Raw genomic sequence first — 22062 nt, 5'->3', positions numbered from 1 at the left:
TACCTCGATTTTAGAGGGCCGCACGAGGATTAAGCAATGATTCTTGTTTTTAGAGTTATTCTTGTTTCATGACCAAGCTTCCGTGGAACCACAGGCTCGCGGCGGTCGCGTCGCTGGGAGACGAGAGCCGCAGGAGGCTCTTTGACTTCGTCGCCTCAGCGGCGGATGCCGTTGGCCGGGAAGATGCAGCCCGGGCCGTCGGCCTGGCGCGGAGCACCGCCTCCTTCCATCTGGACCGGCTGGTGAAAGACGGGCTGCTGGCCGTGGAGTTCCGCAAGCTCGGAGGGCGGGAGGGCCCCGGTTCCGGCAGGCCCGCCAAGCTGTACCGGGCCGCCGTGGACGAGGTCGCGGCCTCCGTTCCCGACCGCCACTATGACCTCGCCGCCGAACTGCTGGTGTCCGCGATCGAGGACGCAACCAGCGGCGGCGGATCGCCGCGGGAGGCCCTGCTCCGGGCTGCCCGCGCCAGGGGGCAGTCAGCGGGTGAGTCGGCAGCCCGCGCAGCCGGCCGCGAGCCGGAGGGGGCCGCCGGGGCTGCGGAGGCGGACTCCGCCGGCGGTCCCGATGGCGCCGGTCCGTTCGCGGACTTCCTGGCGGGGCAGGGCTACTGCCCGGCGGACGACGGCGGCGGGGGACTGGTGCTGCTGAACTGCCCGTTCCACCGGCTCGCCGCCGGGCACGCAGACGTGGTGTGTGCCATGAACGGCGCCTTCCTCGGCGGGGCCTCAACGGCCCTGGGGATCGACCCGGGCCGGATCGAAGCGCTCGCCATCGAAGATCTCAGGGAGCAGGGCGGCGCGCAGCCCGGGCAGTGCTGTGCCCGTATTCTGCCATTGTGACCGGGCTGCCTGCGTGACCCGCCCTGCCTGACGCGGCGGCGACCGTCCCGGCCGGGGCCCTGCCGGCGGGCCGGCCGGCACTGCGGGCCTGGCCCTTGATTCCGGTCAGCAGGACGCCGGCGATCACCAGGAGGCCGCCTACGATCTGCACGAGGGTGAGCGGCGTCCCGAGCAGCACGGTGATGATCGCGGTAAAGACGACCATCAGGTTGAGGTAGTTTCCCGCAGTCCCGGACGGGGTGGTTTTCAGCGCCAGGTTCCAGAGCAGGTAGGAACCAAGGGACGGGAACAGGGCGATGTACGCCATTGACCAGCCCTCGGCCGCGGTGTCGGGAAACTGCACGTTCATGGCGAGGGCAAACGGCGCCAGCGTCACGGTCGCGATCACCACCTGCACCGCTGTGGCCGCGATGGGCGGCACAGTCAGCCGGCGGGCAATGATCGTGTAGAAGCCCCAGACGATGATCGCGCCGATCATCATGAGCTCACCGGTGTTGATGGAGAGGCTGACCACGCGGGCCAGGTCGCCCTGGGTCAGGACGAGCAGCACACCCAACAGGCCAAGGCAGATGCCGAGCCAGCCCAGCCGCGTGGTCTTCTCGCCGAGCAGGATGATCGCCATGACCACGATGAGGGCCGGGTTTGCGGCCGTCATCAGGGAGGCGTTCATCGCGGACGTGAATCCGAGCGCGCCGTAGAGCAGCAGCGTGTAGCCGCTCATGCCCAGGACACTCAGCAGCAGGAGCACCCGCCAGTGGCGCAGCACGGCGCCCCAGTCGGGCTTCTCGACGAAGTGGGCCAGGACCAGCAGCGGCACGGCGGCCAGGGTCCAGCGCCAGAAGGTCAGCTCCAGCGGGGTCATGGAGGCGACGGCGGCCCGTCCGACGACGAAATTGCCGGACCAGAACAGGGTGGCCAGCACAAGGCAGAGTGGCGCTTTCACCGCTTGAATGTACACCAGTACCGTCCTCTTCCCCGTCCCTCCGCCCGGCGCCCTCGCCCCGGACCTTCGGCCCGGCACTATGCCTTCGCCCCAACGCTGCGCTTTCGCCCTGGCGCCGCGGCTGCCCGGGTGCACGCAGGTAGAATTGGGCTGTGCCTGTCTACCTCGATCACGCCGCCACTACCACCCTCGCCCCGGAAGCGCTGGCCGCACTGACGCGCGAACTGGCCCGGACCGGCAACCCCTCATCGCTGCATGGATCGGGCCGCCGTGCCCGGCGTTCCGTGGAGGACGCGAGGGAAGTTCTCGCGGCGGCCGCCGGCGCCCATCCCTCGGAGGTCATCTTTACCTCCGGCGGGACCGAGGCGGACAACCTGGCGGTCAAGGGCCTGTACTGGGCCCGCCGTGCCGAGGATCCCGCGCGTAACCGCATCCTGTGTTCCGCCGTCGAACACCACGCGGTGCTGGACACCGTCGAATGGCTCGAACGGCATGAGGGCGCCGAGGTCTGCTGGCTCCCGGTGGATGCCGCTGGCGTCGTGGACCTGGCCGTGCTCGAAGCCGAGCTGTCCCGGGATCCGGGCTCGATCGCACTGGTGAGCGTCATGTGGGCCAACAATGAGGTCGGCACCATCCAGCCCGTCGCCCGGGTTGTGGAACTGGCCCACGGTGCCGGCGTACCGGTCCACTCCGACGCCGTCCAGGCCTTCGGTTCCCTGCCCGTTGACTTCCGCGGGACGGGCCTGGACGCCATGTCCGTCTCCGGGCATAAGATCGGCGGACCGGTCGGCGTCGGTGCGCTGATCCTGGGCCGCGCGGTGAAGCTGACCCCCGTCCAGCATGGCGGCGGGCAGGAACGCGACGTCCGTTCCGGGACGCTGGACACCGCCTCGATTGCCGCGTTTGCCGCGGCCGCCGAGGCCGTTGCCGCGAAACTCCCCGACGAAGCGGCCAGGATCGCCGCCCTTCGGGACCGGCTGATTGAGGGGGTCCGTGCTGCCGTCCCCGAGGCCGTCCTGCGGGGTGCCCCGGGCCCCGGGCGGCTGCCCGGCAATGCGCATTTCACGTTCCCCGGCTGCGAAGGGGACTCGCTGCTGTTCCTGCTGGACCTCGCCGGCGTCGAGTCCTCCACGGGCTCCGCCTGCACCGCGGGTGTTCCGAGGCCCTCCCACGTGCTGCTGGCGATGGGCCTGGATGAGGACACTGCGAGGGGGGCGCAGCGCTTTACGCTCGGGCATTCCTCGACCGACGCCGACGTCGATGCCCTGCTCGCTGCGCTGCCGGGAGCCTATGCGCGGGCCCGCCAGGCGGGCATGGCCGGGCATGAGTCCAGCATCCAGACCGCGGGAACGGTCGCGCGGGAGTCTGCCCGTCAGGCTTCCGGCAGGAGCTGATCCAGAGTTAATCCAGGAGCTGATCCAGGGGTACCGAGGAGTCGGCAAGCAGGTCCGGGCTCACGGCGGTGCGTGCGTTGATGAGCGCCTTGATCGCCTTCTGCGGCTTGGCGGCGCGGGGCCAGTTGACGTTCATTCCGGCGATCACCCGGCCTTCCTGCTGCCAGAAGGCAATGAACTCCTTGTCCGCCAGTGAGCCGCGGATGACCGGCGGCCCGGCAACGAGCGTCGGGAAGCCCGAGTACTCCATGCTGACGTCGTACTGGTCCGTGTAGAAGTACGGGATGGTGTCCAGTGTGGCGTCGAGGCCGAGCATCGCCTTGGCGGCCACCTTGCCGCCATTGAGGGCATTGGACCAGTGCTCGCTGCGGTGGTGCGCGCCGGTGAACGGGTGCACGGCATTCGCGACGTCGCCGGCGGCGAAGATCCCGGGCGCGGAGGTCCGCAGCGACGCGTCGGTGAGGATGCCGTTGCGGATCCCGAGGCCGGCCGCCTCGGCCAAGCCGACCTCCGGAACGACGCCGACGGCTATGACTACCAGGTCGGCGGGCAGCACTTCGCCGGCATCGGTGACCACTGCCGTCGCCCGTCCAGACTGCCCCTGAATCCCGGCAGCAGACGCCGGAAGCCTGAACCGTACACCGTGGGCCCCGTGCAGCTCGCGGAAGAAGCCACCCAGGTCCGGGCCGATCGCCGCGCCCAGCGGCACGTCCTCCAGCCCCAGCAGGGTGACGGTGTTTCCAAAGGTGCTGGCGGCGGCGGCCAGTTCCATCCCGATCCAGCCGGACCCGACCATGACCACGTTCAGGCCACCTCCGGCGAGGCGGGCATGCAGGCGCCGGCTGTCCTCCACCGTCCGGAACGTGCTGACGCCGTCGAGCCCGCTGCCGGGCAGCGGGATGGTCCTGGGCCGCGCTCCCGTGGCGAGCAGGAGCGAGCCGTACTCCAGCCGCTGCCCGTCCTCCAGAACCACGGCCCGGGCCGCGGGGTCCAGCGCCGTGGCCTGGACGCCGAGCCGGAGGTCGACGTCGTTCGCGTCGTACCAGTCCTCGGGCACCACCGGCAGGGTGTCGTCGCCGGCCTTGCCCAGCAGGTACTCCTTGGACAGCGGCGGGCGCAGGTAAGGCGGGTGGTATTCGGCGGCCACCAGCACCACGGGGCCGCCGAATCCCTCCGCCCGCAATGTCTTGGCGGCGGTGGCGCCGGCCAGCCCGCCGCCCACGATCACGATGTTCCCGACAGCCATGTCCGCTCGATTCCCGCGAGTGCGCATTCCCGTTTTCTAAAACCGCTTATCCTGACGCTAGAAGGGGGACTCGGCCCCGTCAAGGCTTTTTGGGGAGGATTCGGCGTGGCGATAGAATGGCGTAGCAGGCATTGTGCTATTTCCGGGGGCCGGCAGTACCAGCCCAGTTGTTAAGCCCAGTTAAGCCCAGTTGTGAAGCCCAGCCGTACTGCAGCTGTGAACAGCATCCCCGGAGCCTGCGACACCCCGAACCCTAGAGAAAGCCAGTATGCGAGTTCTTGCAGCCATGAGTGGCGGCGTCGATTCCGCCGTTGCCGCCGCCCGCGCCGTCGAGGCGGGGCACGACGTCGTCGGCGTCCACCTCGCGCTGTCCCGGATGCCGGGCACCCTGCGAACCGGCAGCCGAGGCTGTTGCACGATCGAGGACTCCCGTGACGCCTGGCGTGCCTGCGACATCCTCGGGATCCCGTACTACGTCTGGGACTTTTCCGAGCGGTTCAAGGAAGATGTCGTCCAGGACTTCATCGATGAATACGCCGCGGGCCGCACCCCCAATCCCTGTATGCGCTGCAACGAGCGGATCAAGTTCGCCGCCCTGCTGGAGAAGGCCATCGCCCTGGGCTTCGATGCCGTGTGCACCGGCCACTACGCCAAGGTCATCACCGACGCCGACGGCAACCCCGAACTGCACCGCGCTGCGGACTGGGCCAAGGACCAGAGCTATGTGCTCGGCGTGCTGACCCACGAACAGCTTAAGCACTCGATGTTCCCGCTGGCCGAGACGCCGTCCAAGGCTGAGGTCCGCGCGGAGGCGGAGCGCCGCGGCCTTTCGGTGGCGAACAAGCCGGACAGCCACGACATCTGTTTCATCCCCGACGGCGACACCGCCGGCTGGCTCGCCGAGAAGATTGAAATGACCACGGGGGACATCGTGGACGAATCCGGCGCGAAGGTCGGCGAGCACCCGGGCGCCAACGCGTTCACCGTGGGCCAGCGCCGCGGGCTGAAGCTCGGCACTCCGGCCGCGGATGGCAAGCCGCGGTTCGTGCTGGAGATCCGGCCCAAAGAGAACAAGGTGGTGGTGGGCCCGGAGGCGCTGCTCGCCATCGACGAAATCCGCGGCATCAAGGTCTCCTGGGCGGGGCGGCCCATCGCCGAGGTGGCAACGGGCGAAGAGTTCGACTGCTACGCCCAGGTCCGCGCCCACGGCGACCCCGTCCCGGCCCGCGCGCACATGGCGGGGGACGAGCTCGTGGTCACCCTCACCGAGCCGCTGCGCGGCGTGGCCCCCGGCCAGACCGTCGTGCTCTACCAGGGCAGCCGCGTGCTCGGCCAGGCCACGATCGATGCCGCGCGCTCACTCCAGCGGGCCGCGCTCTAGCCGGCCGCCACACCGACTCCAGCGAAGGGTCCCGCCAGATGGCGGGGCCCTTCGTCGTTCACCCCACGGCCGGCGGGCCAGCGACCCTGCCGAAGATCCGGGCGGAATCCTGAAGAAAATGAGAGAAACCTTCGAATCGTGTAAATTTTGTGTCTCAACTCACAAAATGCAACGTTTCACCGAATGATTGTCTGGTTGAATCTAGGGATCAGCAAAGCGTGCCGCCCGACGAGTCCTTCGTTTCACTTCGGGCTGCGCTAGAACGCATCGAACAGAAAGTTCACAGATGGCAATGAACAAAAAGGCCTGGCAGAGCGTCATCGCGCTCGCCGGGGTTTCCGCCTTTGCACTGACGGCCTGCACCGGGCCGACGGGCGGCGCTGGCGGGTCATCAGCCGCAGCAAGCGGTCCGATCGCCTACGGCACCACGGACAAGGTCACAGCCTTGGATCCGGCGGGCGCCTACGACAACGGTTCGTTCATGGTGATGAACCAGATCTACTCCTTCCTCCTCAACTCGAAGCCGGGCAGCGCAGATCCCGTGCCGGACCTGGCCGAGTCCGCGTCCTTCACCTCGCCGACCGAGTACACGGTCAAGCTCAAGCCGGGCCTCAAGTGGGCCAACGGCCACACGCTCGACTCCAAGGACGTCAAGTTCTCCTTCGACCGGCAGACCAAGATCAATGATCCCGCCGGTCCCGCAAGCCTGCTGACCAACGTCGAAAGCATCACCGCCCCCGATGCGAACACCGTGGTCTTCAAGCTGAAGCAGGCGAACGACCAGACCTTCGCCCAGATCCTCAGCAGCCCTGCCGCGCCGATCGTCGACGATGAAGTCTTCCCGGCGGACAAGCTGCTTGACGACGACTCGATCGTCAAGGCCAAGGCCTTCTACGGCCAGTATGTGATCGACACGTACAAGAAGAACGAGTTGATCAGCTTCAAGGCATTCCCGGATTACCAGGGAGTCCTCGGCAAGCCGGCCAACGACGCCGCCACGATCAAGTACTACGCCGATCCCACCAACATGAAGCTGGACATCCAGCAGGGGAACATCGACGTCGCTAACCGCAGCCTGAGCGCCACCGACGTCGATGACCTGAAGAAGGACTCCAAGGTCAAGGTCAACGTTGGCCCCGGCGGCGAAATCCGCTACATCACTTTCAATTACGACACCATGCCGTTCGGTGCGAAGGCTGCCGACGCCGATCCGGCCAAGGCGCTCGCCGTCCGCCAGGCCGTCGCGAACCTCGTTGACCGCCAGTCCATCGCGGACCAGGTCTACAAGGGCACCTACCTGCCGCTGTACTCCAACGTTCCCAGCGGCTTCCTGGGCGCCAACGAATCGTTCAAGGACGCTTACGGCGACGCCGGCAAGCCGAGCCTGGACAAGGCCAAGAAGGTCCTGGCCGACGCCGGTGTGACGACCCCCGTCTCGATGAACCTGCAGTACAACCCGGACCACTACGGCAAGTCCTCCGGCGACGAGTACGCCATGATCAAGGACCAGCTGGAGAAGTCCGGTTTGTTCAAGGTCAACCTGCAGTCCACCGAATGGGTCACCTACAGCAAGGCCAGCCGCGCCGATGAATACCCCCTGTTCCAGTTTGGCTGGTTCCCGGACTTCAGCGACGCCGACAACTACCTGACCCCGTTCTTCCCGGAGGGCGGCTTCCTGAAGAACCACTACAACAACCCGACCGTCAACGACCTGATCAGCAAGCAGCTCACCACCGTCGATAAGACTGAACGCGAGTCCACAATCAAGGATGCGCAGAATGCCCTCGCCAAGGACATCTCCACGCTTCCGCTGCTCCAGGGCGCGCAGGTTGCCATCTCCGGCAGCGGTGTCAAGGGTGTCGATACCACCCTCGATGCCTCCTTCAAGTTCCGTTTGGGAACTATTTCCAAGTAAGGCTGCACCTGTGCTGACCTGACCAGCCTGCCAGGCGGGGCGCCCTCGAGGCGCCCCGCCTTTGCTGGTCATTGCCGCACCCTGCAGTCCACGCCGGCCCGCCCAAGGCCGCGACAGCACAATCTTAGGTACCAATGACAACATTGATTGAGGCGCCGCCAAGCGACGCCGACGGACTTCTTCCGTCCAAGAAAAAATCCTCGGGTGGGGGCTTGGGGACCTACATCCTGATCCGGTTCTTCCTGATCATTCCGACCATTTTCATCCTGGTGACGTTGGTCTTCTTCCTGATGCGGGTCATCGGCGACCCCATCACCGCAGCCCAGGGCGGCAGGCTTCCGCCGGAGGCGCTCGCGCAGCGCATCCACGATGCCGGCTACGACCGCCCGATCCTCGTGCAGTACCTCGAATACGTTGGCCAGGTGGCGACCGGCAACTTCGGCACCACCATCACCGACCGCCGGCCCGTGGTCGAAATGATCATCACGTTTGGCACGGCAACCCTGGAACTGGCCATCAATGCCCTCATCGTGGCGCTCTTGGTCGGCATCCCGCTCGGGCTGATCTCCGCCTACAAGCGCGATAAGGCACCCGACGCAGTCCTGCGGTTCTTCGCTATCCTCTGCTACGCCACCCCGGTGTTTTTCGCCGGCCTGCTGATGAAGCTGGCCTTCTCCGTCTGGCTCGGCTGGCTGCCCGTCGCAGGACGGGCCTCCACCAGGACCGAACTGGCCATGGGAAGCCTGGCCGCACCGACCGGGATCTACTGGCTGGATGCCTTGCGCAGCGGCAACATGGCCGCGTTCGGCGACGTCGCGGCCCATTCAGTCCTCCCCGCGCTCACCCTCGGGCTTCTGACGGCAGGGGTCTTCCTGCGGCTGGTCCGCACCAACGTCATCGGCACGCTCGGCAAGGATTACGTCGAGGCCGGCCGGTCCCGTGGCGTCAGTAACTACCGGCTCGTGACCAAGCATGCCTACAAGCCTGCCCTCATCCCGATCATCACGGTCATGGGGCTCCAGATTGCCCTCCTGCTCGGCGGCGCCGTCCTCACGGAGTCCACCTTCGAGTGGAAGGGCCTCGGCTACCAGCTGGTGCAATACCTGAACGCCCGTGACTTCGTGGCCGTCCAGGGAATCGTCGTAATGCTGGCGGTCATTGTTGCCGTCACGAACTTCATCGTGGACGTCGTCGCAGCCCTGATCGACCCGCGAGTGAGGTACTAGCCATGAATGCAACCAAAGTAAGCGGGCGCAAGCAGCCCCTCGTCTACCGGCTGCCGGTGATCTCGCATTTCCGCTCGAGCGTCGGGCTGCAACGCGGCATGCTCGTCACGGGCATGGTGCTGGCCGCCGTCTTCCTGCTCGTCGCCGTGTTTGCGCCGTGGATCGCGCCCTACGGGTTTGCCCAGCTCAGCGACGCCGCCGGTCCCTTCCCGACCCAGCAGCCCCCCAGCCCGGCCCACATCTGGGGCACGACGGTTGGTGGCTATGACGTTTATTCGCGGGTGCTCTGGGGTGCCCAGACGGCCGCCGTGGTGATCATCGTCGCCGTCGCGATGTCGATCTTCCTCGGCGTAGCCCTCGGACTCGTCAGCGGCTACTTCGGCGGCTGGCTCGACCGGGTGTTCGTGGTGGTCGCCGACGCGATCTACGCTTTCCCGTCCCTGCTGCTGGCCATCGTGATGTCAATCGTCATCAGCCACGGCCAGTCCAGTTTCTGGGGAGGCATTGTTGCCTGCTCCATTTCCATCTCGGTGGTGTTCGTCCCGCAGTACTTCCGCGTCATCCGTGCCGAGACGATCCGGCTGAAGGCGGAGCCGTACGTCGAATCGGCCAAGGTGGTGGGTGCCTCCAGCATCCGCATCATGGGCCGGCACATCTTCAAGAACGCCACCCGCACGCTGCCGCTGATTTTCACGCTGAATGCGTCCGAGGCCATCCTGACCCTGGCGGGCCTTGGCTTCCTGGGGTTCGGCATCGAGCCGACCTCCGCCGCCGAGTGGGGCTATGACCTGAACAAGGCCATTGCAGACGCCTCTTCGGGCATCTGGTGGACCGGTGTCTACCCCGGTACGGCGATCGTCCTGACCGTGCTTGGGCTGACCCTCGTCGGTGAGAGCATCAACGACCTCAACGATCCCCGCCTGCGGGGTCGCAAGAAGGCTGTGGCAGGCAAGGGCGGACCGGACTCCACCGCCGGCACCCAGGCTGCACTCGAAGCAGAATCGAGAGTTCTATGACCATCAACATCGACAAGCCGGGCGCAGGCGCAGGCCCGGTCCTGGACATCGACCACCTTAAAGTCACCTTCGCGACCGACGCCGGGGATGTGTACGCCGTCAAGGACGTCAGCCTCGAGGTCAACCCCGGCGAAGTCGTCGCCATTGTTGGCGAGTCGGGATCGGGCAAGACCGTGACGGCCAAGACCATCCTGGGACTTTTGCCGGAGACGGCCATCAGCCAGGGCGCTGTCCTGATCAACGGCAACAACGTCATCAGCGTCAGTGAAGCCAAGCTGCGGGAGATCCGGGGCCGCGACGTGGCCATGGTGTTCCAGGAGCCATCCACCGCCCTCAACCCGGTCTTCACCGTGGGGTGGCAGATTGCCGAGGGCATCCGCGCACACGCCGGCAGCGGCGGCCGCAGCAAGGTCTCGGCCAAGGAGGCCAAGGCGCGGGCAATTGAGGCCCTCCGCAAGGTGGGCATCCCGGACCCGGAGACGCGGGTCAACTACTACCCGCACCAGTTCTCGGGCGGCCAGAAACAGCGCGTCGTGATTGCCGCCGCGCTGGCCCTGAACCCTGGCCTCATCGTGGCCGACGAGCCCACGACCGCCCTGGATGTCACCGTGCAGGCCGAGATCCTTGAACTTCTGCGGGACCTGCGCGACAACTACGGGACCTCCATCGTGCTGATTACGCACAACATGGGCGTCGTCGCCGACCTCGCCGACCGCGTCGTGGTCATGTACCAGGGCGACGTCGTGGAGGAGGCATCCTCACGGGTGCTGTTCGCCGAGCCCAAGGAGGACTACACCAAGAAGCTCCTCGCCGCCGTCCCGCACCTTGGCCGCAACTCCGCCTCGGAGGGCATGGTCGAACGCGCCCACCAGGGCGGCAAGGTGCTGGTCGAGGCGAAGAACCTGACCATCGAGTATCCGGGGCGGCTCGGCAGCCCGGCGTTCAAGGCCGTCGACGGCGTCAGCTTCACCGTCTCCGAAGGCGAAGTCTTCGGCCTCGTGGGGGAGTCCGGCTCCGGCAAAACCACCATCGGCCGGGCAATCGCCGGCCTGAACCGCACCACGGGCGGCAGCCTGAAGGTGCTGGGGTACGAGATGCTGAACTTCAAGGAGCGCACCTTCAAGCCGCTCCGCAAGGAGATCGGCTTCGTGTTCCAGGACCCGGCAGCCTCGTTCAACCCGCAGCTGACCATCGGCGACTGCGTGGCGGAACCGCTGATCATCCACTCCAACCCGACCGCGGCCGAGGCGCGCAAGAGGGTCGGGGAGCTGCTCGAGTCCGTGCAGCTGCCGGCCTCGTACGCTGACCGGTTCCCGCACGAACTCTCCGGCGGGCAGCGCCAGCGCGCCTCCCTGGCGCGGGCGCTCATCCTGAACCCGAAGCTGCTCATCGCCGATGAGCCGACCTCGGCCCTGGACGTGTCCGTGCAGGCCGTGGTGCTGGAGCTGTTCAAGGAGATCCAGCAGGAATTCGGCTTCGCGGCCCTGTTCATCAGCCACGACCTCGCCGTGGTGGACATGCTCTCCCACTGGGTCGGCGTGCTCTACAAGGGCAAGATGGTGGAGCAGGGCCTCGGCAACCAGGTGATGGGCAACCCGCAGCACGACTACACGAAGAAGCTCATCGCTTCGCTGCCCGTTCCGGATCCCGACGAACAGGCAAGGCGCCGCGAGGCATTCAAGGCCGTGCTCCACAGCTAACCGCCAGGACCGGGCGCCGGCCCGATTGAGGCCCGCTCCGGCGCCGGCCCGGGCTCCGGCAATGCCGCAGCCACTTGGGCATGCCCACCGTTCGCCACGAACGGTGGGCATGCCCATTGGTGTCTCCGCGGGCGGCCTGCAACGGTGCTTAACAGCGGGAGGCATTGGCCGCCGAACCCCTAGACTGGGTCAATGACCGAGCAGAACCCCAATCTTCCCGAAACCGATTCCTACGACCCGGCGGCAAGCTCCCTGGCCGGTTCCGTGGATCCCGCGGTCATGGCGGAGCTGCTGTCGATCCGCTCCAGCATCGACAACATCGATGCCACCTTGGTCTTCCTCCTCGCCGAACGCTTCAAAGCCACCCAGAAGGTCGGCTTCCTCAAGGCCGCGCACCAACTTCCCGCCGGGGACCCGGGCCGCGAAACGGCGCAGATCGCCCGGCTGCGGCACCTCGCCGCCGAGGCCCACCTGGACCCGGCGTTCGCGGAGAAATTCCTGAACTTCATCATCGGCGAGGTCATCCGCCACCACGAGGCCATCGCCGAGGACCACCAGGCCGCCCAGGCCTCCGGCTCCGCGGACGCCGCCCGCGCCGCGGGCGCCTAGCCATGGCCGCATCAGAGGCTCCCGCACCGGGCCAGGTGACCGCGACGGCCCTTGGCCCCTGGCCGGGCGAGGATCCGGCCGAGGCCGCGCGCATCATCCGCGGTGAACTGGGCAGCCCGCACCTGCCGTTCCTCGCCGAACTTCCCGACCGCGGCGTCGGCTCCGATGCCCTGGGCCGGACCGCCTCATTGCTCGTGGAACTCGCCGTCGACGTCCAGCCGCATGGATGGCGGTTCGTGGACCGGCCCGGCAAGGACCTGCAGCGGGCCAAGTCGGCCCTGTCCACCGACATCAACATCCTGGCGGACGTGATCGGCGTCGAGGAAGTGCCGTCGGACGATATCAAGATCCAGCTGCGCGGGCCGCTCAGCCTTGCCGCCGGCCTGCACCTGCACAACGGTGAGCGGGCCCTGATCGACTACGGAGCCCGCCGGGACATCGCAGACTCGCTCGCGGCAGGCGTGGAAGGCTACCTCAAGCGGGTGGCGGCGGCCGCCCCCGGTGCCCGGATCGTCGTCCAGATCGACGAACCCGAAATTGCCTCGGTGCTGGCCGGCACCATTCCCACCGCCAGCGGTTACCGGACCTTGCGCTCGGTGCCGGGCCGGGAGGTTACCGAGTCCTGGCAATTGGTGATCGACGCGCTCCGGGCCGCGGGCGCCGTCGAAACCGTAGTGGCGGTCTCCGAGGTCGAGGCGCCGTTCGAGCGGATCCTGGCGGCAGGCGCGGATGGAATCGCCGTGCCGCTTCGGGCACTGACGTCGCGCCAGTGGGAACAACTCGCGGGCGCGGTGGAGGCCGGCAAGCGGCTCTGGGCCGGCGCGCTGGACGTGGCCGACCCTGCCGCGTCGCTGCCAAGGGTCCGCGACGTCGTGGAAGACGTGTGGCGCCCATGGCGGCAGTTGGGTCTCCCCGCGTCCACGCTCGGGGCGCTCCGGGTCACGCCGTCGGAGGGCCTGGCCCGGCACTCGCCCGCCACTGCGGCAGCGGTCCTGACCCGCCTGACCCAGGTCGCGGACGGCCTCAACCAGCTCGCCCTCGGTTAGCCCGGCACCTTAAGCCCCCGGCGGGCCCGGGCCGCAACCGGGCCCCGGCCGCCGGGGACCCGGTCAGACCCTGCTTTCCCAGCCGTCCGGGCGGGCGTGCCCGGGCAGGTAGCCCGGCGTCGCGATACCGCCGGGGTAGGGCTCGAGCCGGTAGTCGAAATGGCCGGCGTAGACCAGCACCAGGCCGAGCTGGGGCTGGATCACCTTGACCTGGATCCGGTGCCGGCCGCCGTCCTGCGGCTCCCACCACTGCTCGGCGTAGGCCTTGGCATCGAAGGCAGCCGGCAGCGGGATCCGGAGCGGTCCCAGGAACAGCCGCGACGCCTCGGACACGCCGCGCAGCCGGCCCTCCGGTGTGACGCTGAGATTGAGGTCGGTGACCAGCCGCCGGTACCGGCCCACGTAGTCCACGAGCCCTGGCCCGCGCCCGCCGTTAGCCGGCCCGCCGTCGTCGCCGTCATCAAAGCTGGTGGTGTCCTGGAACAGCCGGGTGGTCCCCGGGAAGAAGATTTCCCGGCGGGCCGTCAGGCTTGACCGGCCAAAGGGGTCCAGGTGGGCGTGGTTCTCGATCCGGAAGCGCACGCCCTCGCCGTATTCGGGGAAGAAGGCCTGCTCGCCGGTGGTGAGCCGCAGCAGGGGGCGCAGCCAGGCCTGCCGGCAGCCGACGACGTCGAACACCCCCTCGCCGACGCCATAGTGGCCGGATCCCGGCGCCAAAGCAAAGTATTCTTGAAGCTCCGGCTGCAATCGGGCAAAGTCGCTGCCCAGGGCACGCTCGTAGATCGGGGTGTTCACGGGTTCCTCCTGCGGTCCGGGCCGGTTCACTGGGCCTGTCCACAGCATGCAGGACAACGCGGCAATTGTCACAGCGTCCCGTACGGCGGCCGGGTTCCGGCAGCGGGTGCAGGCCCAGTAGCACCATGCCGGCGGGCCGCCCGATACGACAAAGCCAATTCAATGGGGGAATATATAACTATGAAGGCACGCATTCTGGTAGTGGATGATGACGAGGCACTGGCCGAGATGATCGGTATTGTGCTGCGCAACGACGGCTTCGAACCCGTCTTCTGCGCTGACGGCGCACAGGCGCTGGACGTGTTCCGCTCCTCCAAGCCGGACCTCGTGCTGCTCGACCTCATGCTTCCGGGGATGGACGGCATTGAGGTCTGCCGCCAGGTCCGCGCCGAGTCCGACGTCCCGATCGTGATGCTCACTGCCAAGGCGGATACCTCGGATGTGGTCCGCGGCCTCGAGTCCGGGGCCGATGATTATGTGCCCAAGCCGTTCAAGCCCGCCGAGCTCGTCGCCCGGGTCCGGGCCCGGCTCCGCCCGGGTGACCAGAAGGCCCCGGAAACCCTGCGGATCGCCGATGTCACGATCGACGTGGCCGGCCACCTGGTCAGCCGCGGCAACGACCGGATCTCCTTGACGCCGCTGGAATTCGACCTCCTCGTTGCCCTGGCCCGCAAGCCGTGGCAGGTCTTTACCCGCGAACTGCTCCTGGAGCAGGTCTGGGGCTACCGGCACGCTGCCGACACCCGGCTGGTCAATGTCCATGTCCAGCGGTTGAGGTCCAAGATCGAACGCGACCCGGAAGCCCCCGAAGTTGTATTGACGGTCCGTGGTGTCGGCTATAAAGCAGGTTCCTGAGCCTGCGGACCGCAGTGTCCGGCAGGCCATAGCAACGGATACGTCGCCGGACACGAGGCCGGCCGAGCCATCCGCGGCGCCATCGCCAGAGTCATCAGCAGGCACCTCGATGCCCCGCGCGCCCGAAACGCCGCCGGCCGGCGGCGGGCCGGACCCTTTGCGCCGTCTCGCCTTCCGGACCCGGTTGTGGGCCAAGCGCGCGAGGATCGTGGGCGTCCGGGTCGCGCGGCTGGTCCGCACCGGGATGCAGCGCCTGTGGCCCGGCATTCTGTACCTGCTCCGGGCGGTGCAGCGGAAGTGGCGGCGGTCCCTGCAGTTCCGCACCGTCCTGACCACGCTGATGCTGGCCATGGGCTCGTTCGCTGTTGTGGGCGCCTACCTGTCCAACCAGATCGCCAACAACCTGTTCCAGGAACGGCTCGCCCAGGCCGAATCGGAGACGCGTTACAACGTCAAACAGGTCCAGGACACGTTCGACGGCGCCCAGGTCACGGACCAGTCCAGCGTCATCACCTTGGTCTATGACACCCTGAATGCCGTCGAAGGCCGCGGATCCGTGATCCAGCGGCGCTACGTCTTCGAGGCCATGCCGGAGCAGACCAAGCCGCGCAACCGTTGGGTTGAATCCCGGGCCTCGGACCAACTCACCATCGGCGTCATCCCCCCGGACCTGCGCAAGGCTGTGCAGGACTCGGGCAAGGACCAGTACTGGGCGTCCACCCAGTTCCCGGTAGGGACCGAAGACCGGCCCGGCATCGCCGTCGGCAACAAGGTGACCTTCAACGGCACCGTCTACGAGCTCTACCTCATCTATGACCTCAATACGGCGCAGAAGACGCTGGACGAGATCCAGAATGTCCTGCTGGCCGGCGGCGCGCTGCTGGTGCTCATGATCGGCGGCGTCGCCTGGTATGTGACCCGCAACGTGGTCAGCCCCGTCAGCCATGCCGCCGTCGTCTCCGAGAAGCTCGCCGCCGGCCAGCTGCAGGAGCGCATGGTGGTCAAAGGCGAGGACGAGGTTGCCCGGCTTGGTGCCTCGTTCAACCACATGGCCGCAAGCCTCCAGGAACAAATCACCCAGCTGGCCACGCTCTCCCAGATGCAGCAGCGGTTCGTCTCCGATGTCTCCCACGAGCTCCGCACACCGCTCACCACGGTCCGCATGGCCGCCGAAGTCCTCTATGACGCCCGCGATGACTTCGACCCGATCAACAAACGCTCCGCGGAGCTGCTCTACAACCAGGTGGAACGGTTCCAGTCGCTCCTGGCGGACCTGCTGGAAATCTCCCGCTTTGACGCCGGCGCCGCCACCCTTGACGCCGAGCCCACCGACATTGTGCAACTTGTCGCGCAAGTCATTGAGGCGGTGGCGCCCGTCGCCGCCGAATACGGGTCCGCCGTCACCCTCAACGCCCAGGCCGGCAGCGTCATTGTCGATATGGACGACCGCAGGATCGACCGGATCCTGCGCAACCTGATCCTGAACGCCCTCGAACACGGCGAGGGCCGGCCGGTGAACGTTTCCGTGGCCGCCAGCGACACCGCCGTGGCCGTGGCCGTTCGGGACCACGGAATCGGCATGACCCCGGCGGAGGCGGCGCGCGTCTTCGACCGCTTCTGGCGCGCCGATCCGGCCCGGGCCCGCACCACCGGCGGCAGCGGGCTGGGACTGTCCATTGCCGCCGAGGACACCAAGCTCCACGACGGCTGGCTGCAGGCCTGGGGGAGCAAGGGGCACGGGTCGAATTTCCGCCTGACCCTTCCCCTGCGCCGGGACGAGCCGATCACCAGGTCCCCGCTCCAGCTCGAACCGGTCAACGTCGGGCTCCCCGAGGCAGGCCGCCAGCGGACCGTGGTGTTGCCGGACCCGCTACGGACCGCGGGCAGCGGGACCAGTGCTGAGGGGTCCGCGGGCGGATACGCCGACGGTTTCGATGGCGACTTTTCTGGCGACGGCGGCAGCGGTGCCGCCGGCGGGGCAATCCCGGACGGCGGTTCGGCCGGAACCCGGGGAACCGGGACGGAGGGCAGGGCATGAGTGGGGTTTCGGGCAAGTTCACCCGCGTGGGAGTTGCGCTGCTGGCGCTCGTCCTGCTTCTGTTGACCTCGTGCGCCCAGATTCCGCGCTCGGGGCCGGTGGGCAAGAGCACGGACGAGAGCGCGGGCAACCCCAACGCCCCGGTCTTCTTCCCGGCCGCGCCGCGTCCCGGCGCCGGACCCGAAGCGGTGATCGAAGACTTCTACCTCGCCGGCAGCGGCTACGAGGACGACTACGCCGTGGCCCGGCAATACCTCACCCAGGGTTCGTCGGTGACGTGGAAGCCGGACCAGCGGGCGCTCGTGTTCCGCAAGGCCACTGTGGTGGCCACCGGCGTCGAAAACGAATTCAACTACCAGCTCGACCTCGCCTATTCGGTAGACGCCGACGGCGTGGCCACGCAGCTTCCCGAGGGCACCACCGAAAACATACCCGTCACCGTGACCCAGGTGGACGGTGAGTGGCGAATCTCCGCATCTTCCGGACGGCACCGCCATCCCGGAAGAGACCTTCAAAGTCATCTACGGCGCCTACCCGATCTACTTCTACGACCCCACGTTCACCTATGCGGTGCCCGATGTCCGGTGGTTCATCCGCAAGAAGACCGTCAAAGCCATGACGAGCGCCCTCCTGGGCGGACCCGCCCCCTACCTCAAGGGCGCCGTCGTCAGCGCGTTCCCTTCGGGCATCAAGCTGGCCCGCGAGTCAGTGCCCGTTGTCTCCGGCGCCGCGCAGGTGGATCTCACCGCCAAGGACCTGGTCGAGGCCTCCAACGAGGACCGGCTGCGGATGCAGACGCAGCTGGCACTGACGTTCCGCAGCCAGCCCGATGTGATCAATGTCGAGCTCCGGGCCAACCAGGACCTGGTGCGCGTCGAGGACAACGGCACGGTCCTGCCTCCGGTCCAGAACGAAAGCGTCCCCGCCTACCAGATCGCCGTCAGCAACAATGACCTGGTCCGGTACGAAAACAACAGGCTGTCACCGCTCCCGGACGTCCGGTCCGTCGCAGCCCTGTCACCCCGGGCGCCCGCGGAGTCCACCGAGTCGCAGGCGGCCGCGTTCCTCAACGCCGCCCGCACCACGCTGTACTCGATCGTTCCGGGCCAGCCCGCCAGGGCGTTGACCACCCGGGCCGCGCTGTCCCGGCCTTCGTTCGGCCGGTACGACTGGGTCTGGACCGCCGGGCCGGGTGCCGGCGGCGCCACCGAGGTGGTGGCCTACCGGCCGGTCGGTGTGGCGGAGAACGCCAGCGTACCCACCGTCACCCTGTCGCCGGGGTGGCTCTCGGGCCGGACGGTCAAGGAGTTCCGGATTTCCCGGGACGGCACGCGTGCCCTCGTCATTTCCCAGCAGAACGGCAAGAGCAAGGTCCAGATCACCGGGATCATCCGGAACGCGGACGGCACCCCCAGGGACCTGACCGTGCCCCTGACCCTCCTGACTCCACGGGATCCGGATCAAGGCGTCTGGGTGGATGACACCACAGTCGCGGTCATGAAGGCCTCCGCCAGCGATGCCGTCACCCCCGAGCTGTTGTCGCTGACCTCGGCACAGCCGCAGCAGCTGGCGCCGTGGCCCGGGCTGACCGCCCTCAGCGCAGGCAACGGACCAGCCGAGATCTACGGCCAGTCCGCGGAAGGGATCTTCCAGCGGCTGGGCAACGGCTGGTCACCGCAGCTCAAGGGCCCCATCGACCCCTCGTTCCCCGGCTGACCGGCGCCCCCTCGGAAGGCGCCCCTGCATCGATGACGGCGACGCCGCCGACGGCGGGGCCGCCATCACCGGGATCCGGTGACGGTTCCGGCCGGGGTGTTGTCCACATGGCTGCCCGCCGGGCTACTACTCGGGGCGTACCCGGTCCAGGATCGGAGGATGGGCAGCCACACCACCCGCGTCCCGTCCGCCGATCCTGACCTCGCCCCGGCCGCGGCCAGGGCGGCCCGACACCGCGGGAGCTACGCGCGGCCGCTGGCGAGGCTGGGGGACCGGACAGCCGAAGCGGCGGCTGAGGTGCTCGCCCTGGCCATTCCGGTGGACTGCGTCTGCTGCGGGGCGGAGGACTCCGCACTCTGCGGCGCGTGCTCCCGGAAGCTGCGCCTGCTGACGCTCAGGCCGTTCCGGGCAGAGGCCCAGGCTCCGGCCCTGATGGACATGGACGGCTCCGTGCTGCTGCCCGTGGTGGCGGCCGGGGCCTACCGGGCCGAGCTGGCGCAGTGCCTGCTGTCCTTCAAACGCCACGGGCAGGCCCGGCTGGGCGCCGAACTGGCCCGGGGCCTGGCGCGCGCCCTCCACGCCGCGGCCGGGCCCGGGCAGGGACTCGTCCTCGTCCCCGTGCCCACGAGCGCCGCCGCTTTCCGCATGCGGGGCTTCAGCCCCGTCCATCTCCTGCTCCGTCGGCTCGCCCGCGGCAATGAACTCGCAGGGTTCACCGTCGCGGACGCGCTGCGGAAATCCGTGCCGCCCGCGCGGACCACGAAACCCCCGGCTTTCCCCCTGTGGGACCGGTTACGGGCCGGCCCCACAGGGGCCCGCTCCCTGCCCGGCGGACAGAAGGGACTGGGCGGGGGTGAGCGCGCCCGGCGCGTGCGCGGATCCATGCGGGCCAGGTCCGGTCCGTGGCCTGCGCGAGTCGAAGGACGTCCCTGCATCATCGTCGATGACGTGCTGACTACCGGCGCTACACTGGCGGAGGCGGCCCGTGCGCTCCGGGCCGCGGGGGCCATTGTCAGCGGCGCCGTTGTGCTGGCCGCGACACGCCCGCCGGCCGCCGCCGATGTCGGCGCCGCCAGCCCCGCGGCGGCGCGGACGATCGGCGGGACCCAAAAAAATAAACCGTAAAAGGATGAATAACAGGTGTCTATGAACTAACGTCGAAGATGGGTACCAAGAACAGATGTACCTGTCGATAGCGGCTCGGAAAGGGGCTCGACTGTCAGTCAGATCGGCCCCCGGGAAGTACCGCCGTCGTGTCACCGAAGTCATTTGGAGGGCACCATGGAGTTCATGATCAGCGGACGCAACTTGACGGTCTCAGACCGGTTCCGCGAATATGCCGACGACAAGATCTCAAAGATCGCGTCGTTGGGAGACAAGGTCCAGAGGGTAGACGCGAAGGTCACCAAAGAGACCAAGGCCCGCCAGACCGCCGAATCGCTCACGGTTGAGTTGACAGTCCTGGGACGCGGCCCAGTAATCCGCGCAGAAGCGAGTGCCGCCGACAAGTTCGCTGCGTTCGATCTCGCTTACAACAAGCTTCTTGAACGCCTGCGCAGGGCCAGGGACCGCAGAAAGGTCCACCACGGCCGGCATACCCCCAAGTCCGTCACCGAGGCGACGGCAGCCTTGGAGCCGGCCAGCCCCAGCGAACCCCTCTACGTCGAGGCGGCGCAGCAGCAGGAGAGCCAGGCGACGGCGGCAGAGAAGTCGCCGTATGAGGTCGAGAACGATATTCCGGCCGGCGACTCGCCCGTGCTGATCCGCCGCAAGGTGTTCGCCGCGTCCCAGCTCACCCTCGATGACGCCGTCGACAACATGGAACTTGTGGGTCACGACTTCTATCTTTTCGTGGACAAGGAGACCAAGGCGCCGTCGGTCGTCTACCGCCGTGACGGCTGGACCTACGGGGTCATCTCCCTGGACCAGACGTGCGAACCCGGACATTCGAGTCTGGAAGAGAAAATCGTGGCCTACCGTTCAGAGGATGAGCCCGCCAGCGCATAAGCTGGTGCAGACTTTTCCGACGAAGGGACTAACGTGCAAGCATCGCTGAGCCTGGCACAGGCACGGCGGATCGCGTTGGCAGCCCAGGGACTGGACAAGGAACGGCCCACCGGACCCGTGAATGCGCGGGCGGTGGGCCGTACCTTTGCCCGGCTGCACCTGGTTCAGATCGACTCCGTCAATGTGGTGTCCCGCAGCCACTTCCTGCCCTTCTTCTCTCGGCTCGGCAACTACGACCGCACCATCCTGGCGCGCATGGCGGGGACCCACCCGCGCCGGATGATGGAGTACTGGGCCCACGAAGCCTGCTTCATCCGCCCGGACCACTTCCACGATCTCGTGCAGTGGCAGAGCCGCAAATGGGTGGGCGCGCATGCGATGGACCCCGAATTGCGCAACGGCGTGGCGGCCAAGGTGCTCGAAACCCTGGCCGGCGGGAAGCCGCTGACCGCCGCCGAACTGACAGCCCGGCTCGGGCACGTGGAAGACCAGCAGCGGGACAACTGGGGCTGGAACTGGAACGCCGTCAAAAGGGTGCTCGAACACCTCTTCGAAGAGGGCCTTGTCTCCGCATCCTCGCGGACCGAATCCTTCGAGCGGCGCTACACCCTCACAGCCCGGGTGCTGCCCGGACCGGACGGGGAAGCGGCGGCACCTGAACCGGATGCGGCCGCCGCCATGGACCGGCTGATCGACGCCGCGGCCCAGGCCCACGGTATTGGGACCGTGCGGTGCTTCGCCGACTACTTCCGGACACCGCAGAAGGACGCCGCCGTGGCCGTCCGGAACCTTGTGGACAGCGGCCGGCTGCAGCCGGTCACGGTAGCCGGCTGGGACCGGCCCCTGTACCGCCACACGGAGGCGAAACTGCCGCGCTCAGCCACCGGCCGGGCGCTCCTGAGCCCCTTCGACTCCCTCGTGTTCGAACGCCGGCGGCTCGAGGAGCTCTTCGGGTTCCACTACCGGATCGAGATCTACACGCCCGAGCCGAAGCGGAAGTACGGCTACTACGTCCTGCCGTTCCTGCTCCGCGACGCGATCGTCGCACGGGTCGACCTCAAAGCGGACCGGGCCGGCGGGCGGCTCCTGGCCAGGGCCGCCCATGCGGAACCCGGCGCGCCGGAGGACACCGCCGTCGAACTCGCCGCGGAACTGCAGCTCATGGCAGAGTGGCTGGGACTGGACGACGTAGTTGTCTCGCCAACGGGGAACCTTGCGCCGGCGCTCGCCGAAGCCATGGCTGCCCGGTGAACCGCACTATCCGCTGTGAGGGAACAGGCGCCACCGGCCCGGCGTCTCTCCCGTAGACTAAACACGCCAGAATTCGGCAGCTTGA

At 67.8% G+C, this 22062-nt stretch carries 17 protein-coding genes and 1 pseudogene; 15 read left to right on the top strand and 3 right to left on the bottom strand.

The window, feature by feature from the left end:
* The first annotated feature begins 68 nt into the window (after positions 1-68).
* Positions 69-839, top strand: a complete 771-nt coding sequence (locus ABH915_RS16305; RefSeq protein WP_370123213.1) for a helix-turn-helix transcriptional regulator — start codon at positions 69-71, stop codon at positions 837-839.
* Here the strand turns inward: ABH915_RS16305 and ABH915_RS16300 are convergent.
* Positions 781-1782 carry a DMT family transporter gene (locus ABH915_RS16300; protein ID WP_370123211.1) on the bottom strand — a complete coding sequence of 334 codons (1002 nt, stop codon included), beginning with the start codon at positions 1780-1782 and terminating at the stop codon, positions 781-783. The two genes, ABH915_RS16305 and ABH915_RS16300, sit on opposite strands and share 59 nt — an antisense overlap.
* Before the next feature lie 152 nt (positions 1783-1934).
* Here ABH915_RS16300 and ABH915_RS16295 point away from each other — a divergent pair, with 152 nt between their 5' ends.
* Entirely contained in the window at positions 1935-3176 is a 1242-nt protein-coding gene (locus tag ABH915_RS16295) for a cysteine desulfurase family protein (protein WP_370123208.1), read from the top strand.
* Between the two features lie 7 nt (positions 3177-3183).
* Here the strand turns inward: ABH915_RS16295 and ABH915_RS16290 are convergent, their stop codons facing one another.
* On the bottom strand, positions 3184-4422 hold the full coding sequence (locus tag ABH915_RS16290; protein ID WP_370123206.1) for an NAD(P)/FAD-dependent oxidoreductase: 1239 nt from the start codon (positions 4420-4422) through the stop codon (positions 3184-3186).
* A gap of 268 nt (positions 4423-4690) precedes the next feature.
* Here ABH915_RS16290 and mnmA point away from each other — a divergent pair, with 268 nt between their 5' ends.
* The 7 genes from mnmA (at position 4691) to ABH915_RS16255 (ending at position 13315) form a co-directional block, all read left to right on the top strand.
* Positions 4691-5803, top strand: a complete 1113-nt coding sequence (gene mnmA / locus ABH915_RS16285; RefSeq protein ID WP_370123204.1) for a tRNA 2-thiouridine(34) synthase MnmA — start codon at positions 4691-4693, stop codon at positions 5801-5803.
* Positions 5804-6089: 286 nt separating this feature from the next.
* Positions 6090-7718 carry an ABC transporter substrate-binding protein gene (locus tag ABH915_RS16280; RefSeq protein WP_370123201.1) on the top strand — a complete coding sequence of 543 codons (1629 nt, stop codon included), beginning with the start codon at positions 6090-6092 and terminating at the stop codon, positions 7716-7718.
* Between the two features lie 134 nt (positions 7719-7852).
* Positions 7853-8944, top strand: coding sequence for an ABC transporter permease (locus ABH915_RS16275; RefSeq protein ID WP_370123199.1), 1092 nt, complete (start codon positions 7853-7855; stop codon positions 8942-8944).
* 2 nt (positions 8945-8946) lie between these two features.
* Positions 8947-9960 carry an ABC transporter permease gene (locus tag ABH915_RS16270; protein WP_370123196.1) on the top strand — a complete coding sequence of 338 codons (1014 nt, stop codon included), beginning with the start codon at positions 8947-8949 and terminating at the stop codon, positions 9958-9960.
* Positions 9957-11660 (top strand): ABC transporter ATP-binding protein, encoded by a 1704-nt coding sequence (locus tag ABH915_RS16265; protein WP_370123193.1) that lies wholly within the window; start codon positions 9957-9959, stop codon positions 11658-11660. The genes ABH915_RS16270 and ABH915_RS16265 overlap by 4 nt, the downstream gene beginning before the upstream one ends.
* Before the next feature lie 192 nt (positions 11661-11852).
* Positions 11853-12269, top strand: coding sequence for a chorismate mutase (locus tag ABH915_RS16260; protein WP_370123190.1), 417 nt, complete (start codon positions 11853-11855; stop codon positions 12267-12269).
* A 2-nt stretch (positions 12270-12271) separates the two neighbouring features.
* Positions 12272-13315, top strand: a complete 1044-nt coding sequence (locus ABH915_RS16255; RefSeq protein WP_370123187.1) for a hypothetical protein — start codon at positions 12272-12274, stop codon at positions 13313-13315.
* A 63-nt stretch (positions 13316-13378) separates the two neighbouring features.
* On the opposite strand, the gene ABH915_RS16250 is transcribed toward ABH915_RS16255, so the two are convergent.
* Entirely contained in the window at positions 13379-14110 is a 732-nt protein-coding gene (locus ABH915_RS16250; protein WP_370123184.1) for a DUF4166 domain-containing protein, read from the bottom strand.
* Between the two features lie 180 nt (positions 14111-14290).
* Here ABH915_RS16250 and mtrA point away from each other — a divergent pair, with 180 nt between their 5' ends.
* The 6 genes and pseudogenes from mtrA (at position 14291) to ABH915_RS16220 (ending at position 21977) form a co-directional block, all read left to right on the top strand.
* Complete coding sequence (gene mtrA / locus ABH915_RS16245) at positions 14291-14965, top strand: MtrAB system response regulator MtrA (RefSeq protein WP_026538469.1); 675 nt, start codon at positions 14291-14293, stop codon at positions 14963-14965.
* Between the two features lie 109 nt (positions 14966-15074).
* Positions 15075-17003, top strand: a complete 1929-nt coding sequence (mtrB, locus tag ABH915_RS16240; protein ID WP_370123180.1) for an MtrAB system histidine kinase MtrB — start codon at positions 15075-15077, stop codon at positions 17001-17003.
* Positions 17000-18719: pseudogene (locus tag ABH915_RS16235) on the top strand (LpqB family beta-propeller domain-containing protein). Before mtrB ends, ABH915_RS16235 begins: the two are co-directional and overlap by 4 nt.
* A 159-nt stretch (positions 18720-18878) precedes the next feature.
* Positions 18879-19844: a ComF family protein gene (locus tag ABH915_RS16230; RefSeq protein ID WP_370123177.1), complete on the top strand. Its 966-nt coding sequence runs from the start codon at positions 18879-18881 to the stop codon at positions 19842-19844.
* Between the two features lie 156 nt (positions 19845-20000).
* Positions 20001-20726, top strand: coding sequence for a ribosome hibernation-promoting factor, HPF/YfiA family (gene hpf / locus ABH915_RS16225; RefSeq protein WP_370123175.1), 726 nt, complete (start codon positions 20001-20003; stop codon positions 20724-20726).
* A gap of 33 nt (positions 20727-20759) precedes the next feature.
* Complete coding sequence (locus ABH915_RS16220; RefSeq protein ID WP_018775208.1) at positions 20760-21977, top strand: winged helix-turn-helix domain-containing protein; 1218 nt, start codon at positions 20760-20762, stop codon at positions 21975-21977.
* The last annotated feature ends 85 nt before the right edge of the window (positions 21978-22062 follow it).

The organism is Arthrobacter sp. MW3 TE3886, from assembly GCF_041262145.1.
Lineage (GTDB): Bacteria > Actinomycetota > Actinomycetes > Actinomycetales > Micrococcaceae > Arthrobacter.
Note: the sequence above shows the minus strand (reverse complement) of the source record. Positions and strands in the feature narration are given on the sequence as shown.

What these genes read in the sequence shown, in the direction of transcription:
- ABH915_RS16305 (WP_370123213.1), top strand. Translation starts at nt 69, where the DNA reads ATGACCAAGCTTCCGTGGAACCACAGGCTCGCGGCGGTCGCGTCGCTG.
- ABH915_RS16290 (WP_370123206.1), bottom strand. Translation starts at nt 4,422, where the DNA reads ATGGCTGTCGGGAACATCGTGATCGTGGGCGGCGGGCTGGCCGGCGCC.
- mnmA (WP_370123204.1), top strand. Translation starts at nt 4,691, where the DNA reads ATGCGAGTTCTTGCAGCCATGAGTGGCGGCGTCGATTCCGCCGTTGCC.
- ABH915_RS16280 (WP_370123201.1), top strand. Translation starts at nt 6,090, where the DNA reads ATGGCAATGAACAAAAAGGCCTGGCAGAGCGTCATCGCGCTCGCCGGG.
- ABH915_RS16275 (WP_370123199.1), top strand. Translation starts at nt 7,853, where the DNA reads ATGACAACATTGATTGAGGCGCCGCCAAGCGACGCCGACGGACTTCTT.
- ABH915_RS16270 (WP_370123196.1), top strand. Translation starts at nt 8,947, where the DNA reads ATGAATGCAACCAAAGTAAGCGGGCGCAAGCAGCCCCTCGTCTACCGG.
- ABH915_RS16265 (WP_370123193.1), top strand. Translation starts at nt 9,957, where the DNA reads ATGACCATCAACATCGACAAGCCGGGCGCAGGCGCAGGCCCGGTCCTG.
- ABH915_RS16260 (WP_370123190.1), top strand. Translation starts at nt 11,853, where the DNA reads ATGACCGAGCAGAACCCCAATCTTCCCGAAACCGATTCCTACGACCCG.
- ABH915_RS16255 (WP_370123187.1), top strand. Translation starts at nt 12,272, where the DNA reads ATGGCCGCATCAGAGGCTCCCGCACCGGGCCAGGTGACCGCGACGGCC.
- mtrA (WP_026538469.1), top strand. Translation starts at nt 14,291, where the DNA reads ATGAAGGCACGCATTCTGGTAGTGGATGATGACGAGGCACTGGCCGAG.
- mtrB (WP_370123180.1), top strand. Translation starts at nt 15,075, where the DNA reads ATGCCCCGCGCGCCCGAAACGCCGCCGGCCGGCGGCGGGCCGGACCCT.
- ABH915_RS16230 (WP_370123177.1), top strand. Translation starts at nt 18,879, where the DNA reads ATGGGCAGCCACACCACCCGCGTCCCGTCCGCCGATCCTGACCTCGCC.
- hpf (WP_370123175.1), top strand. Translation starts at nt 20,001, where the DNA reads ATGGAGTTCATGATCAGCGGACGCAACTTGACGGTCTCAGACCGGTTC.